Origin of the sequence: Edaphobacter sp., from assembly GCF_028283685.1 — a bacterium.
Taxonomy (GTDB): domain Bacteria; phylum Acidobacteriota; class Terriglobia; order Terriglobales; family Acidobacteriaceae; genus Edaphobacter.
On sequence record NZ_JAPWKF010000007.1, the window covers coordinates 878,398 to 892,251 of the forward strand.

13 protein-coding genes and 1 tRNA gene are annotated in these 13,854 nt (G+C 61.0%); 6 read left to right on the plus strand and 8 right to left on the minus strand.

The features are described 5' to 3' along the window. Nucleotides 1-29 precede the first annotated feature (29 nt). The 5 genes from PW789_RS14500 (at nucleotide 30) to PW789_RS14520 (ending at nucleotide 5,105) form a co-directional block, all read left to right on the plus strand. Nucleotides 30-1,241, plus strand: a complete 1,212-nt coding sequence (locus PW789_RS14500) for a hypothetical protein (RefSeq protein WP_299377600.1) — start codon at nucleotides 30-32, stop codon at nucleotides 1,239-1,241. A 46-nt stretch (nucleotides 1,242-1,287) separates the two neighbouring features. Next, nucleotides 1,288-2,019 carry a hypothetical protein gene (locus PW789_RS14505; RefSeq protein ID WP_299377602.1) on the plus strand — a complete coding sequence of 244 codons (732 nt, stop codon included), beginning with the start codon at nucleotides 1,288-1,290 and terminating at the stop codon, nucleotides 2,017-2,019. Nucleotides 2,020-2,132: 113 nt separating this feature from the next. Beyond that, nucleotides 2,133-2,963: an EF-hand domain-containing protein gene (locus tag PW789_RS14510; RefSeq protein WP_299377603.1), complete on the plus strand. Its 831-nt coding sequence runs from the start codon at nucleotides 2,133-2,135 to the stop codon at nucleotides 2,961-2,963. Between the two features lie 5 nt (nucleotides 2,964-2,968). Continuing rightward, a complete protein-coding gene (locus PW789_RS14515) occupies nucleotides 2,969-4,462 on the plus strand; it encodes a DUF2271 domain-containing protein (protein ID WP_299377605.1) in 1,494 nt (497 codons plus the stop codon). Continuing rightward, on the plus strand, nucleotides 4,440-5,105 hold the full coding sequence (locus PW789_RS14520; protein ID WP_299377607.1) for a PepSY-associated TM helix domain-containing protein: 666 nt from the start codon (nucleotides 4,440-4,442) through the stop codon (nucleotides 5,103-5,105). Before PW789_RS14515 ends, PW789_RS14520 begins: the two co-directional genes overlap by 23 nt. Nucleotides 5,106-5,124: 19 nt before the next feature. Here PW789_RS14520 and fucP read toward each other — a convergent pair whose 3' ends face one another. The 8 genes from fucP to cysD form a co-directional block, all read right to left on the minus strand. Further along, nucleotides 5,125-6,456: an L-fucose:H+ symporter permease gene (gene fucP, locus PW789_RS14525; protein ID WP_299377609.1), complete on the minus strand. Its 1,332-nt coding sequence runs from the start codon at nucleotides 6,454-6,456 to the stop codon at nucleotides 5,125-5,127. Nucleotides 6,457-6,476: 20 nt separating this feature from the next. Next, complete coding sequence (locus PW789_RS14530; RefSeq protein ID WP_299377611.1) at nucleotides 6,477-7,478, minus strand: zinc-binding alcohol dehydrogenase family protein; 1,002 nt, start codon at nucleotides 7,476-7,478, stop codon at nucleotides 6,477-6,479. Between the two features lie 14 nt (nucleotides 7,479-7,492). Continuing rightward, complete coding sequence (locus tag PW789_RS14535; protein ID WP_299377613.1) at nucleotides 7,493-8,323, minus strand: amidohydrolase; 831 nt, start codon at nucleotides 8,321-8,323, stop codon at nucleotides 7,493-7,495. Nucleotides 8,324-8,428: 105 nt separating this feature from the next. Further along, on the minus strand, nucleotides 8,429-8,986 hold the full coding sequence (locus tag PW789_RS14540; RefSeq protein WP_299377615.1) for a nucleotidyltransferase family protein: 558 nt from the start codon (nucleotides 8,984-8,986) through the stop codon (nucleotides 8,429-8,431). Beyond that, the gene (locus PW789_RS14545) at nucleotides 8,983-10,098 is read right to left on the minus strand and encodes an XdhC family protein (protein ID WP_299377617.1); all 1,116 of its coding nucleotides are present in this window, start codon (nucleotides 10,096-10,098) and stop codon (nucleotides 8,983-8,985) included. The genes PW789_RS14540 and PW789_RS14545 overlap by 4 nt, the downstream gene beginning before the upstream one ends. 43 nt (nucleotides 10,099-10,141) lie before the next feature. Then, nucleotides 10,142-10,837: a phosphoadenylyl-sulfate reductase gene (locus PW789_RS14550; RefSeq protein ID WP_299377619.1), complete on the minus strand. Its 696-nt coding sequence runs from the start codon at nucleotides 10,835-10,837 to the stop codon at nucleotides 10,142-10,144. Then, the gene (gene cysN / locus PW789_RS14555) at nucleotides 10,834-12,492 is read right to left on the minus strand and encodes a sulfate adenylyltransferase subunit CysN (RefSeq protein ID WP_299377621.1); all 1,659 of its coding nucleotides are present in this window, start codon (nucleotides 12,490-12,492) and stop codon (nucleotides 10,834-10,836) included. The genes PW789_RS14550 and cysN overlap by 4 nt, the downstream gene beginning before the upstream one ends. After that, the gene (gene cysD, locus PW789_RS14560) at nucleotides 12,493-13,434 is read right to left on the minus strand and encodes a sulfate adenylyltransferase subunit CysD (RefSeq protein WP_299377623.1); all 942 of its coding nucleotides are present in this window, start codon (nucleotides 13,432-13,434) and stop codon (nucleotides 12,493-12,495) included. Nucleotides 13,435-13,777: 343 nt separating this feature from the next. On the opposite strand from cysD, the gene PW789_RS14565 reads away from it, so the two are divergent. Beyond that, nucleotides 13,778-13,854: transfer RNA gene (locus PW789_RS14565), tRNA-Pro, on the plus strand.

Consider the following 13,854-nt stretch of genomic DNA (forward strand, 5'->3'; position numbering starts at 1 on the left):
TCAGACCACAAGATTGACGTTCGATATCGATGGCAACGACCCCCAGCAACGCTACGACGACCGCCCCGGTAACCGCCTCTTCGGAGACCGGTATGCTGGTGCACATCACGACCGTCTCTCCGGAGACCATCGAGCCGGCGCTCTCCAACCTGGCTCTGGCCTTTCCCGGCATCCCGCTGACGGTCGCCATCCCGGATACGGCTCCCAATCTCTCGGCAGGCCACAGCTTCGACAAGCTCCGCCTGCTGCCCTATACGCCCGCGGCAGTCTCGTCGGCGAATTGGATTCTGACTGCAGCCGATTACTTTAACACCTATAAGCTGGCCCAGGAGCACAACGCATCGGCCTGCCTGATGCTCGGCGCCGACTCGCACACCATGCAGCCGGAGTCGCTGCAACGGCTCGCTGCCGCCACGCTCTCCACCGGCAACGACCTCGTCGTCGCCCACTACCATCCCGGACCACGCGAAAGCCTGCTGAACTCGGCTATCTTCTATCCGATGTCGCGCTCTCTCTTCTGTGCGCGCCCTCGTTTTCCTCTCGCCATCGATCTCGGCGTCTCGCTACGCATGGCCGAACGGCTGGCCACCACGGCGCAACGCTACACCGCCGCCGGACAGGACGACGCTCTTCTCTGGCCAGTGGCAGAGGCGACGGTCGCCAACTTTACCATCGCGGAGACCGACATTCCGGTCCGCTCCTCGCCGACGCCGGTTACACCAGACCTGAATGTGCTGCTGAGCCAGATCGCCGGATCGCTATTCTCCGATATCGATAGCAAAGCCAGCTACTGGCAGCGCATTCGCCACACCGTTCCGAAGCGAACGATTACGGCGGCGACGGATGCCAGCGAACCGCTGGACATCACCGCGATACTGCAGTCCTTTAAGCTTGCCTACTCCAACCTGCAGGAGATCTGGGCGCTGGTGCTGCCACCGCACAGCCTTCTCGGCCTCAAGCGGCTGTCGGTCATGCCGCAGGAAGCCTTCCGTATGCCCGACAGCCTGTGGGCACGCATCGTCTATGACTTCGTGCTTGCCTACCGCCTGCGTACGATCAATCGTAATCACCTGATGGGCGCGCTCGCTCCACTTTACTTAGCCTGGGTCGCCTCGCACCTCACCCTGGTGCATAGCGGCATCCCTGCCGAGCAGCACATCGAAGAACTCGCACAGGCATTTGAAACCGATAAGCCGTATCTCGTATCCCGCTGGCGCTGGCCGGATCGCTTCAACCCCTAACCGAAGAGAAGTAAGGCCAGCATCCAACCGATAAGGAGACCCGCCCATGTGGCAACAAGTTGAACTCGCACTTAGTCAATCCGCACATCGAGCGCTGGTGACACTGGCAAACTTTTTGCCGGGCCTGCTCGCTCTTGTGCTGGCAGTGACAATCCTGACCGTCGTCGGTATCTTTCTCGCCGCCGTCCTGCGACGGCTGCTGACCGCGCTTCGCTTCGACGAGCGCCTGGCGCAGGGTTCCATCATTCCGCTGGAATGGGCACCGTCCCATAGCCCTACTCTGCTGGTGACCCGCGCCGCCTTCTGGGGCTCGGTCGTTCTCGGCTGCCTGATCGGCATCTCCGCCTTCGACGCCGCCTACGCCGGCAACTCGCAGGTCTCGTTCTTCCTCTTCCCCTATCTCACGCACTCGGTCGGCGCCATCCTTCTGTTCATGGTTGGCACCCTCATCGCCCGCTTCCTCGCACGCACCGTGCTTATCGAAGCGGTCAACGCTCGCCTCTCCTATGCGCGCATTCTCTCCCTCGGCGTCAAATGGCTGGTGCTGGTGCTGACAGCCGCCATGGTCCTCGACCACCTGGAGATTGGAGGCACCGTCGTCGATCTCGCCTTCGGCATCCTCTTTGGAGGGATCGTGCTCACACTCGCGCTGGCCGTCGGTCTCGGATCGCGGGATATGGTCTCGCGATCCCTTGAAAAGAACACCGACGCGGAGATCGCCGCTGGTGATCCGCTCGCGCGACCCGCAAGCGTCTCGGAGACTCTCCGCCACTTCTAACCGCAAATGGCACGCGGAACCTGCAAAACGGCTTGATATAGGACTAAATTTGTCCTATAAGTGATTGAGGACTATTTTTGTCCTCAATCACTTATGACAGGCATTCCCCCTCTATGAAGACCAAGGCTTCGCTGTTGCCTCTGCTGCTGCTCTCTCCCTTTTCGATCGCCCAGCGTCAGGGCGGCCCGCCGCAGCCGCGGCCCGTTGTTCTCGCTATTGATACCAATAAAGATGGGCAGTTCTCCGTGGAAGAGATTGCCGCCGCCAGTGCCGGACTCATTACCCTCGATGCCAATCACGATGGTCAGCTCACCTCGCTCGAGTATCTGCCCAACCAGTCCGATCCGAATGCGAATAAGCCCGATGAGACCGTGCAGCGCCTGATGGTTCTCGATAAGAATGGCGATGGCGTCCTGACCAAGGACGAGGTACCGGAGCGGATGCAGGGCATGTTCGACCGTCTCGACACCAATCACGACGGCAAGATCACACCTGATGAGATCAAAGCCTCTGCCTCGACACAGCGCGGCCCCAACGGCCGTGCAGAACGCACCGGCGAGGCCACTCGTCGCGATCCAGTCCTGAATGCGCTGGATACCGACCACGATGGCGTCATCTCCGCCGCCGAGATCGCCGCTGCCCCGACCAGCCTTAAGGCCCTGGATAAGGATGGCGACGGTGTGATCTCAGCCGCAGAGATGCGGCCTCGCGAGATGACCCCGGCAGATCGCGCCAAGCACATGCTCGACGAATGGGACACCAATAAGGACGGCAAGATCACCAAGGCAGAAGCCCCCGAAGGAATGCAGCAGCGCTTCGACTCGATGGATTCCAACCACGATGGCTTCCTCACCGAAGACGAGCTCGTGGTCTTCTTCACCAATAATCCTCCGCAGCCACGCCGCCCCGAGGGTGGCCCTAACGCACAGGAACCTCGTCCATAATGCCGATGAATACTGCAAAAATCTCTGCCGCTCTTGGTCTGTTTGTGGCTCTGGGCTCCGCCTCGGCCCAGTCAGCCTCTTCCATCCACGTCTTTCATCACGAGAACGTTCTCGGAACCTCGATGGAACTGAAGCTGCGCACGGCGAACGATGCCCAGGCGCAGAAAGCCGAAGCCGCGGTCCTGCATGAGATCGACCGTGAGAACCGCATCCTCAGCGCATGGTCCTCCACCAGCGAATTCTCCCGCTGGGTCCGCACGCAGAACAAGCCTGTCCATGTCTCGCCTGAGCTCTTCGACGTCCTGAACCTCTTCGACCACTGGCGCGAACAGACCGGCGGCGCCCTCGATGCCTCGGCTGAGACCGCCGTTCGCACCTGGAAGCTCGCCTCCGTCGAGAACCGCACGCCGACAGACGCCGAGCTGACGAAGGCCGTTGGCGTGATGCAGCATCCGCACTGGAGCCTCGATGCGGCGCACCACACCGCAACCCATCTCGATGAGGCTCCCATCGCGCTGAACTCCTTCGCCAAGAGCTACATCTCCGGCCACGCCGCTGATGCCGCTCTGGCTGCAGGCGCCACGGGCGTACTGGTGAACATCGGCGGCGACATCGTACTTCGTGGCGCCATCACCGAGCGCGTCGCCATCACCGATCCCCGCGCACAGGCCGAGAACGACGAACCCATGGACCTCGTCCGCCTCTCCAACCGCACCATCGCCACCAGCGGCGACTATCGCCGCGGCTTCGACATTCACGGCGTGCACTACTCGCACATCGTCGATCCCCGCACCGGCGCAACCGCTGAGAACGTCATCTCCTCCACCGTCATCGCTGCCGATCCGGCAACCGCCGGCGCCCTGGCGACAGCCTTCTCCGTCATGTCTCCCAAAGAGAGTGCCCGCCTTGCAGGCTCGATGAGAAACGTCGACTACATGCTGGTCCTGCGTGACGGCACCACCATCACCAGCGCGCACTGGTCAGCGCGCGAGCTGCCCCGTCTTACCGCCGCGTCCTACGCTCCGGCAAAGAAGGCAGCTCCCGCGCTCGACCTGCTGATCAACGTTGAGCTCTCCCGGCTCGACGATCCCCGCTATCGCCGCCCTTACGTCGCGGTCTGGGTGGAGGATGGCGACCACTACCCGGTTCGCACCATCGCGCTCTGGTTCCAGAAGCCGCGCTGGCTGCCCGATCTGAAGGCCTGGTACCACGCCGACCAGATCCGCAATCTCACCGAGGGAACGGACATCTCGACGACGGTCTCCTCCGCGACTCGCTCCCCCGGCAAATACACGCTGCGCTGGGATGGCAAGGACAACGCCGGCAAGCCCGTAAAGCCGGGTAAGTACACCGTCTACGTCGAAGCCGCCCGCGAGCACGGAACCTACGGGATCATCAAGCAGGAGATCAACTGGGACGGCAAGACCCCCGCCGTGTTCAACGACAAGGGCAACACCGAAATCGCGAGCGCATCTTTTGACTACGGTAAGCACAACTAACCCGCCCGCCCCGGCGGCCCAGAAACACAAGGCCGGCGCGAAGCAGCCCGTCCCTTTCCGCGCACATCTGCGCCGAAAGACGGCGGTTGTTTCGCGCTGGCTGCATATCTATCTCTCGATGGTCTCCTTCGCCATCGTGCTCTTCTTCTCAGTCACCGGCCTCACGCTCAATCACGCGGAGTGGTTCGGCAACACAGAGAAGACCACACGCATCACCGGTCAGATGCCGCATGAGTGGCTGGGGAACGACCCTGCCAAGCTCGAGATCGTCGAGCATCTTCGCTCCGCCAACAAGCTGCACGGAGCCGTCTCCGACTTCCGCGTCGATGACGACCAGATCACCGTCTCCTTCAAGGCTCCCGGCTACATGGCCGATGCCGCCATCGACCGCAAGACCAACCGCTACGACGTCATCGAGGTCCGCAATGGCTTCATCGCTGTCGTCAACGATCTGCACAAGGGCCGCGATGCTGGCAAGGTCTGGTCCATGCTGATCGACGCATCAGCGATCCTGCTGACGCTCGTCTCGCTCAGCGGTCTGCTGCTGCTCTTCTTCGTCTACAAGCGCCGCACCTCGGGACTGATCCTCGCCGCTATCGGTGGCATGATCTGCTACCTGGTCTACCTGCGCTTCGTTCCTTAATCAGTCGCCGCAGCAGCGTTCAGTACGCAGGGCCTGACATCAGCGTGCGCTGCGTCGACTGATAGAACCCATACACCGCGACGCCGATAAAACCTAGCCCCGGCAAAATGTAGCCCAGCGCATTGCTGCCCGTCTCCCGCGCCACGAGACCCTGGATTGGCGGGAATACGGCCCCTCCTACAATCGCCATCACCAGCAACGATCCGCCGAGCTTCGTGTTCGGACCCAGCCCCTTCAGTCCCAACGCGAAGATGGTCGGATACATCACCGCCATAAAGAATCCGCTGGCCACGATGCCCCATGCTCCAATCATCCCCGGCCACAACACCGCTACCACCATCAACAGCGTATTCATCGTGGCATAGCAGCCCAGCATGATGCTTGGCCGTACATACGACATGATGAACGTCGAGACAAAGCGGCCGATGGACATCACCACAAGCGTCGCCAGCAAGTACATCGCCGCCTTTCGCTCCGTCACCATCGTGTACTGCTTCATGTAGAGAATCAGGTTGCTCCACGAAGAGATCTGAGCGCCCACGCAACAGAAATTCGCCGCAACCGCCAGCCAGATCGATGGGATATGCAGCAGATCGGCAAAGCTCCCATGGTCTTTGCCTGGGCCTTCATTCTCGTTCTGAAAAACCGGGAACTTCATCCGGGAGATGATGAAGGCGAACAGCAGTACCACGACGCCGAAGGTAAGGTACGTTGGCACCACACGCATGATCTCGCCGTGCAGATACTGATGGTATGTGCCCGCAACCTTCATCGCTTCGATCTGCTGTGCGTCCGGTTCGACGCCGGAGAAGATGAAGTAGGTCCCTATCAGTACGCCCACGATCGTGCCCGGGGGATTGAAGGCCTGCGAGAAGTTGAGCCGCTGCTCCGAGGTCATCGGATGGCCGAACTCAGCGATAAAAGGATTCGCCGCTGTCTCCAGGATCGAAGCTCCACTGCCAACCGTAAACAGCGCGATCAGAAAGAGCTCATACTGTCCCTTGACCGCAGCCGGCCAGAAGAGAATCATGCCCGAGCCGAAGAGCAGCAAGCCAAGCACCATGCCCGCTTTGTATCCCCAGCGCCGCATGACCAGCGCGGCGGGAATCGCCATGCAGAAGTAACCGAAGAAGTTTGCCGTCTGCACCAGCTGCGCACTGAACTGCGACAGCTCGAACGACTTGCGGAACTGCTGCACAAGAATGTCTGTGAGGTTATTCGACATGCCCCACAGAAAAAAAAGAACCGTCACCAGGAGGAAGGATCCCATGTGCCCCACAGGGAATACCGGAAATTTTCCGCTCTTCCCCTCTGCTGCATTGCCGGATTGAATCGGCGTCGAGATCTGCATCGTCGCTCCTCTAGTCTTTCTTACATCTCAATGATGATCTTGGTAAACATCGCCGGAGCATCGCTCCACTTCGCCAGCATCGAACCTGCCTCTTCCACCGGCTCCACCGCGCTCACGGCGTCTTTGACTGGGAAGGTACCGCGCTCCAGGTAGGCAATCACCTCGCGAAAGTCTTCAGGCTGCGCGTTGCGAGAGCCGAGAATATCCAGTTCCTTCTGCACGAACAGACGAGTCTCATACGCCACAGGCTCCTTCGCGTAACCGATGTACACCACACGGCCCGTAAACGCCACCTCTTCCACCGCCGCACGGAATGTCTGCGGCAGTCCGATGGCTTCGATGATCACATCCGGCCCATGGCCATCTGTAATCTCAACAAGCCGTTGATGAAGATCCTCGCGCGCCGTGTTGATCAGGTGTTTTGCACCTGCGTGCGCAGCGATGGCCAGCTTCGCATCGTCCATGTCGATGGCGATGGTTTCCGCACCTCGCGAGGCGCACGCCGTGATCGCTCCAAGCCCAACCCCGCCACAGCCGAAGACTGCAGCGATATCGTTCGCCGTTACCCGTCCGCGCGACGCCGCATGAAAACCGACCGTCAGCGGTTCCACCAGAACCAGCTCCTGCAGCGATAGCCGCGCCGGGTACAGCTTTTCTACCGGCACACTGATGTACTCCACCATTGCGCCATCGCGCTGCACGCCCATCGTCTGGTTATGCTGGCAGGCGTTCGGCCTGTCGCGCCGGCACGAGGCGCACAAGCCACAGCTTGTATAGGGAAGCACCGTCACCAGCGTGCCGTCTGCCAGCGCGCCACCGCCGGAGATGATCTCCGCCGCCACCTCATGCCCTGGAATCCGGGGCAGCCCGGCCATAACATTTCTGCCGCGAAACGTATTCAGGTCCGTCCCGCAGAGTCCCACCATCTTCACACGCAGCAGCGCCTCGCCCGCCGCGGCTTTCGGCTCAACGACGTCGATGACCTGCGACACACCGGGAGCCTGGATCTGAAATGCCTTCATCAAAAAACGCCTCTCTACAGCCGGTAAAACTCTATCGCGGTTCCACCAAAGATGGCATCCCGTTCCTGTTCACTCCATGCAGAGAAGTAATCACGCAGGATGCTGAACCAACGGCCATAGCCTGAAGCCACCAGGCACACCGGCCAATCCGAACCCGCCATGAGCCTGCGCGGCCCGAACGCCTCGGTCACTACGTCCAGGTAAGGGCGCAACGTTGCTGGCGTCCACGCAGACCAATCCGCCTCCGTAACCATCCCCGAAACCTTGCACCATACGTTCTCGCGTCGAGCCAACTCGCGCATCTCATCGGCCCACGGTTGTACAACACCCTCGCGTATCTTTGGCTTGGCAATATGGTCCACGACGAACCTCTGCTGAGGGTGGCGGTCGACAAACTCCGTCGCCTCCTTCAACTGCCGCTCATAGATCAAAACATCGTAGGTGAGGCCGAGGCTGTCCAGTTGCGCTATCCCCGCATTGAACGCAGCACCCCGCATGAAACCATCGGGTTCCCCCTGAACGATGTGGCGCAGCCCGCGCAGCTTCTTCCTCCCGGCCAACGCCTCCATCCCCTCCGCAAACTGCGGGGACGCCAGCGGTGCCCAGCCGACCACGCCCAGGATCTCGTCACAGATCTCCGCCAAACCCAGTAACCAGCGTGTCTCTTCCATCGTTTGCCGGGCCTGTACAGCGACCGCACCGTCTATCCCTGCCTCGCGCATCACGGCCATCAGGTCTGCGGGCAGGAAGTCTTGCCGGAGCGAGGACATCGTCCCATCGATCCAGCCATACTCCTCTTCGGTGTAGCGCCATAGATGATGATGCGCGTCGATCGAGCGGCTCACCCGGCCTCCAGAGATTCTTTTCTATTCAAAAATAAACTTCCAATCCTGAAAAGGAAGTCTACGTTACCGGAACCACCCTCGAATAGTCCCCTCGCTCTTCTTTGCTCAGGAAAAGATCGCCCGTGCCCGCTCCAGATCAGCTGGAGTATCGACATCAAGCTCGCCGCCGGACAGCGGAATCGCTTCCGCTCCCCCCAGCATGGCGCGCGCTCCCGTATCGCCACGCAATGCCTGCAGTTCCTCGAAACAGGATCGGGGAAAGAAGGCTGGAACTCCCTGCCGTCCAGCGTACTGCGAAGCAGTCACCTGCTCGCACGCCGCCAGTTCCCGAAGATGCGACGGGGTCACCGAGGGCATGTCGCACGTCAGGATGACCGCTCCCCTGCACCCTTCCGGAATCGATAAGACTCCAAGAGCGATTGAAGATGCGATGCCCTCATCCCATTGTTCATTCCGTAAAATCATCGCCTGCGGCAGCGCAACCCTCCGGACAATCTCGTCCGCGGCAGCTCCCAGCACAACGATCACCAGGTTTAGACCCGCCTCATGGCAGATCCGAACGCTGCGCTCCAGCAAAGTTTCTTCATTTAATTGAGCAAGCTGTTTTGGCTGCCCCATGCGCCGTGAGGCTCCGGCTGCCAGAACAATCGCAGCAACGCTCATTCCGTCGTATCCAGCGCACACTGCGCCTCAACGTACCGCGACATGCCGCCTTCCCTTACATGCCGGACAACGTCCTCTGGGAGGAGACGGCGCGATATAACGATCTTTCCCGCACAGACCGCATGCGCCTCAGCCATGATGGCGAGTGCAATCGCTTCAGGCCCGTCACCGCCCAGGTCGAGCCCCACAGGCGCCCAGACACGGTCGCAGCACTCCTCCAGCGAGCAGCCCGTCAACTGTGCCGCCTCGCTCACCAACAGAGAGCTGCGGTGCCGCGCTCCCAGCATACCGAGATATCGAGGGTGTCGCGGAAGGACTGCCGCCAGCAACGCCCGATCCTGCTCATAGCTGTGGGTCATAATGACCACCGCATCCGAGGGCTGCACGTTAAGCGCATCGGCCGCAGCATCCCCGGTTGCAACAATTACGCGATATGCGCCAGGAAAACGCTCCGCGCGGGCAAGCTGGGACCGGCCATCCGCGATCATGACGCTCCAGCCCATCATTGCGGCCAGAGATACCAGCGGCTTCGCATCGTCGCCTGCGCCAAAGATCAGCAGCCGCTGCGGCGACATCAGGCGCTCGACGAAACGCCCCTCATACTCTTCCCCCGGGATCAGCTCATGGGCGCAGGCAAGCTTCTTCTCCGCCAGTCCCTCACTCGCAAAGATCGTCCGTCCGCTCGCGTCGACGATCACGCGACGCAGCGACCGCCCGTCGCCCGGAAGCCAGGTCACAACCGTCGAGGGTTCTCCTGCAAGCGACCGCTCTATCGCAGCGAGCAGCGCCTGCCCTTCCGGTGACTCCACCGGCTCCAGCAGAAGGTCGACGACACCACCGCATCCCAACCCGAACGGCACATCGACCGCATCCTCAAACATGGTGGAGTATTGCTCCACGACAGCGCCATCACGGACCTTCCAGTCAGCACGGCGTACGACCTCTGCCTCAAGGCATCCGCCGCTTATCGTGCCCGCGTACAGGCCCTCGCCGCTTAGCAGCAGGCGCGCACCGGGCCTGCGATAGCTCGAGCCCTCCACCCGTACGACCGTGATCAGAACGCGCGCACCGCCGCGTCGCCATACTTCAACGATCTGGCGCTGCTCTGTCATGAAAAAAGCTTAGTCCCTGACGGCATCTGCCGCTACTGGCAGATCAGCCCTTTTCCGAGAAGGTATGGATACCGCACTCCAGCTTCTTGCCGCCCCACCGTCCGCTGCGGGCATCCGCGCCAGCCTCGGGAATCGCCGTGCACGGCTCGCAACCGATGCTCGTATAACCGCGCGCATACAGTTCGAGTTCAGGGATTCCTGCCTGAGCGGCATACGCTGTGACCCGATCCCAGTCCCAGTCGGCCAGGATGCTGATCTTCTTCAGCATCTTGCCTGTCGGCGTCTTGTGATCCTCGACCTTCTTCAGGTTCGCGCGCGTCGGCGACTGCTCCCGCCGCAGGCCCGTGAACCACCAGTCGTAAGGCTCCAACGAACGCATCAGAGGCTCTACCTTGCGGGCCTGGCAGCATGCTGTCGGGTTCACGATATTCAGAATGCCGAACTGTCCCTCGAACTCCTTCACCGTCGTCGTCGGCAGGGCATTGACCAGGTTCAGTCCCCACTCCGCCGTCATGCGATCGCGATACGCAATCAGTTCAGGAAAGTGATAGCCCGTCTCGAGGAAGATCACCGGAACATCCTTCAGATGATGCCGCAGCATGTGCAGCACCACCATGTCCTCGGTCTGAAAGCTTGAGGTCAGGCACACCGATCCGGGAGCGGCATCGCGCACAATCTCCCCGACCAGCTCCTCCGCCGTCAGCGTCTCATAATCAATTGGCGTATCGATCAAGCTCACTGCACACCCCCTGCAATCTCCAGCACCTTTTCGTCATCGAGCTCATCGCCGCGCAGAACGCCGCGCTGCGTAAAGCCACTCACTGCATGAACCAGCCCGTCGACTGCGTCCGAGGCCAGTGCACGTGACGTAATCGCCGTCACTCCCGCAAGGTCCAGAGCACGAATCACGGCAACCAGCGACTCCTCCGGAATCAAGTCATCGTCGATCACGACTGCGCGATACCCGTGCGCCTCCATCTGCTCCCGCAGACGTTCTGCAATCGCAGGCCGACCTGGCAGAAGCACCAACGCTGGCGCTCCGTTTGCCGTATCGTCCAGCGCCTTGGAAGCGCCAGTGATCATCGCCGCTCCCACCGTTGCGTTGGTGAGACTGTCGATCAGGATCATCGACCCCGTCGTCCGGCTCTCCTCATACGGATCGAAGAACAGCGGAAGATTCGTCTCCAGCTCAATCTCCGCGATCTCGTTCATCGCCAACTGGCGCGTCGCTCCGTGCTCCAGAGTCGCCACATCCACGCGATAACGAATCGCCTTCACGGTCGCTCGTACCGTCCGCGTCGTGTGCTTGGCGATATAGGTGCGGCCTACGACGAGAGGCTCCTCATGCATCCACACCACCATCGCGCGTACATGACGCGAGGCCTGTGGCAGATTGCCTTCCTCCTCAGCCGAAGCGGCAACCAGCATCTCGCCGCGGCTCAGGTCGATCTCGTCCTCCAGCTCAACCGTCACGCTCTGCGGATACGCTGCAACCGGAAGATCGCCGTCCCAGGTCACGATGCGGCTCACCGTCGTCTCGCGCCCCGAAGGTAGAGCGCGAACCCGCTCGCCTGCGCGCAGCACACCACGCGCTACTTGACCGGCAAAGCCACGGAAGCTCGCATCCGGGCGCTGCACCAACTGCACCGGAAAGCGCAGCGGACCCAGCGGCTCGTTCATCAGCAGCGGCACCGTCTCCAGAAACTCCAACAGCGTCGGGCCGTCATACCAGGTCATGTTTGTGCTGGGAGTGACCACGTTGTCACCCTCCAGCGCGCTCACCGGAATCGTCGTCACGCTCTTCAGGCCAAGCCTGGAGGCCAGCTCAACAAACTCCGCACGAATCGCCTGGAACGTCTCCTGCGAGTAACCGACGATGTCCATCTTGTTCACCGCCGCCACTACATGCGGAATCCCCAGCAGCGAAGCGATGTACGTGTGGCGCCGCGACTGCGGCAACAGCTTGCCCTCGCGCAGAAACGCCTTCGCGTCGATCAGCACCACGGCTACATCCGCCGTTGAAGCTCCCGTCGCCATGTTGCGCGTGTACTGCTCATGCCCCGGCGTATCCGCGATGATGAACTTGCGCCGCGACGTCGAGAAGTAGCGGTAGGCCACATCGATCGTGATGCCCTGCTCGCGCTCCGCCTTCAGGCCGTCGGTCAATAGCGAAAAGTCCACGTGCCCGTTGGCCGCGCGGTTGACGCGGCTCTTCTTCACAGCCGCCAGCTGGTCTTCGTAGACGCTCTTGGTGTCGTGCAGCAATCTGCCGATCAGCGTGCTCTTGCCGTCGTCCACGCTGCCCGCCGTCGTAAAGCGCAGCAACTCCTGCCCAAGATGCGCGTCCAGAAAATCCTGAAACTCTCGTTCGGTATGCAAAAGATCGTTCGCCATTTAGAAGTAGCCCTCCCGCTTCTTTACTTCCATCGAACCCTCTTCATCATGGTCGATGGCGCGGTTTTCACGCTCGCTGCGGCGGAACGTCAGCAGCTCTTCGATAATCTTCGGCAGCGTATCCGCTTCGCTGCGCATCGCACCCGTGCATGGCAAACAGCCTAGCGACCGCATACGGACCTTCTCTGTCCGAATCTCTTCGCCCGGCAGCAGCTTCATGCCATCGTGATACAGAGTCATCTGTCCACCGCGCACGATCAGCGGACGTTCCTGCGCAAAGTACAGCGGCACAATCGGAATCTTTTCGGCGTACAGGTACAGCCAGATATCCAGCTCCGTCCAGTTCGACAACGGGAAGACCCGGATGCTCTCGCCCTTACGCAGGCGCGAGTTATACAGGCTCCACAACTCTGGCCGCTGGTTCTTCGGGTCCCACTGCCCTGCGCTGTCGCGGAAGCTGTACACGCGCTCCTTGGCGCGGCTCTTCTCCTCGTCGCGGCGCGCACCGCCAAAGGCAGCATCGAAGCCGCCCTCGGCCAGGCCATCCAGCAGGCTGCGCGTCTTCAGCAGGCCGCAGCAGTTCTGCGTGCCCAGGGTATAAGGATTCGCTCCCGCAGCGATCGCCTCTTCGTTGCGATGCACGATCAGCTCCGCGCCAATCTCTTTCGTATACGCGTCACGAAACGAGATCATCTCCGGGAACTTGTAGCTGGTATCGACATGCAGCAGCGGGAATGGAATCTTCCCGGGGTAGAACGCCTTCTGCGCCAGCCGCAGCATCACGCTCGAGTCCTTGCCGATTGAGTACAGCATCACCGGCCGCGCAAACTCGGCGACCGCTTCGCGCATGATGGCAATGCTCTCAGCCTCAAGTGCCTGGAGATGGTTCAATCGTTTTGGAGTAAGAAGAGTAGTCGCGTCGTCGGCGATAGCGGAGCTCATATAGATTCTTTGACCTCTGAAGCCTCTGAACGACAGATGCGAGTCGCAGACACTTCATATCGGGGTGAAACGTTATGGGTGGGAGAGAATGGAGATCGCGGCCTACCGGCAACAGCGCATACACGGACACGAGATGCTCCGGCAACAACAACACGCGCGCATAGCGATCAAAACCATACTGCTTAAAGTATAGTTCCCTCATCACATGCCAGCAACATATCTGCTAAACTAAGTCAGTCGGAAAAAGCGCTCCAGCAGGCGAGCCTCCGGTGAGTCCCGAACTCATTCCGGAAGCCCCTGAGCAGCAAGGATCGCCACCCTTACCGTCACCCACACAATGAGTCGGGGCGTAGCGCAGCCTGGTAGCGCACCTGCTTCGGGAGCAGGGGGTCGGAGGTTCGAATCCTCTCGCCCCGACCA

Excerpts from the sequence above, each read along its gene's own strand:
- PW789_RS14540 (WP_299377615.1), bottom strand. The coding sequence starts at position 8,986 with ATGAGCGTTGCTGCGATTGTTCTGGCAGCCGGAGCCTCACGGCGCATG.
- PW789_RS14530 (WP_299377611.1), bottom strand. The coding sequence starts at position 7,478 with ATGAAGGCATTTCAGATCCAGGCTCCCGGTGTGTCGCAGGTCATCGAC.
- fucP (WP_299377609.1), bottom strand. The coding sequence starts at position 6,456 with ATGCAGATCTCGACGCCGATTCAATCCGGCAATGCAGCAGAGGGGAAG.
- PW789_RS14510 (WP_299377603.1), top strand. The coding sequence starts at position 2,133 with ATGAAGACCAAGGCTTCGCTGTTGCCTCTGCTGCTGCTCTCTCCCTTT.
- PW789_RS14515 (WP_299377605.1), top strand. The coding sequence starts at position 2,969 with ATGAATACTGCAAAAATCTCTGCCGCTCTTGGTCTGTTTGTGGCTCTG.
- cysN (WP_299377621.1), bottom strand. The coding sequence starts at position 12,492 with ATGGCGAACGATCTTTTGCATACCGAACGAGAGTTTCAGGATTTTCTG.
- PW789_RS14500 (WP_299377600.1), top strand. The coding sequence starts at position 30 with ATGGCAACGACCCCCAGCAACGCTACGACGACCGCCCCGGTAACCGCC.
- PW789_RS14545 (WP_299377617.1), bottom strand. The coding sequence starts at position 10,098 with ATGACAGAGCAGCGCCAGATCGTTGAAGTATGGCGACGCGGCGGTGCG.
- cysD (WP_299377623.1), bottom strand. The coding sequence starts at position 13,434 with ATGAGCTCCGCTATCGCCGACGACGCGACTACTCTTCTTACTCCAAAA.
- PW789_RS14505 (WP_299377602.1), top strand. The coding sequence starts at position 1,288 with ATGTGGCAACAAGTTGAACTCGCACTTAGTCAATCCGCACATCGAGCG.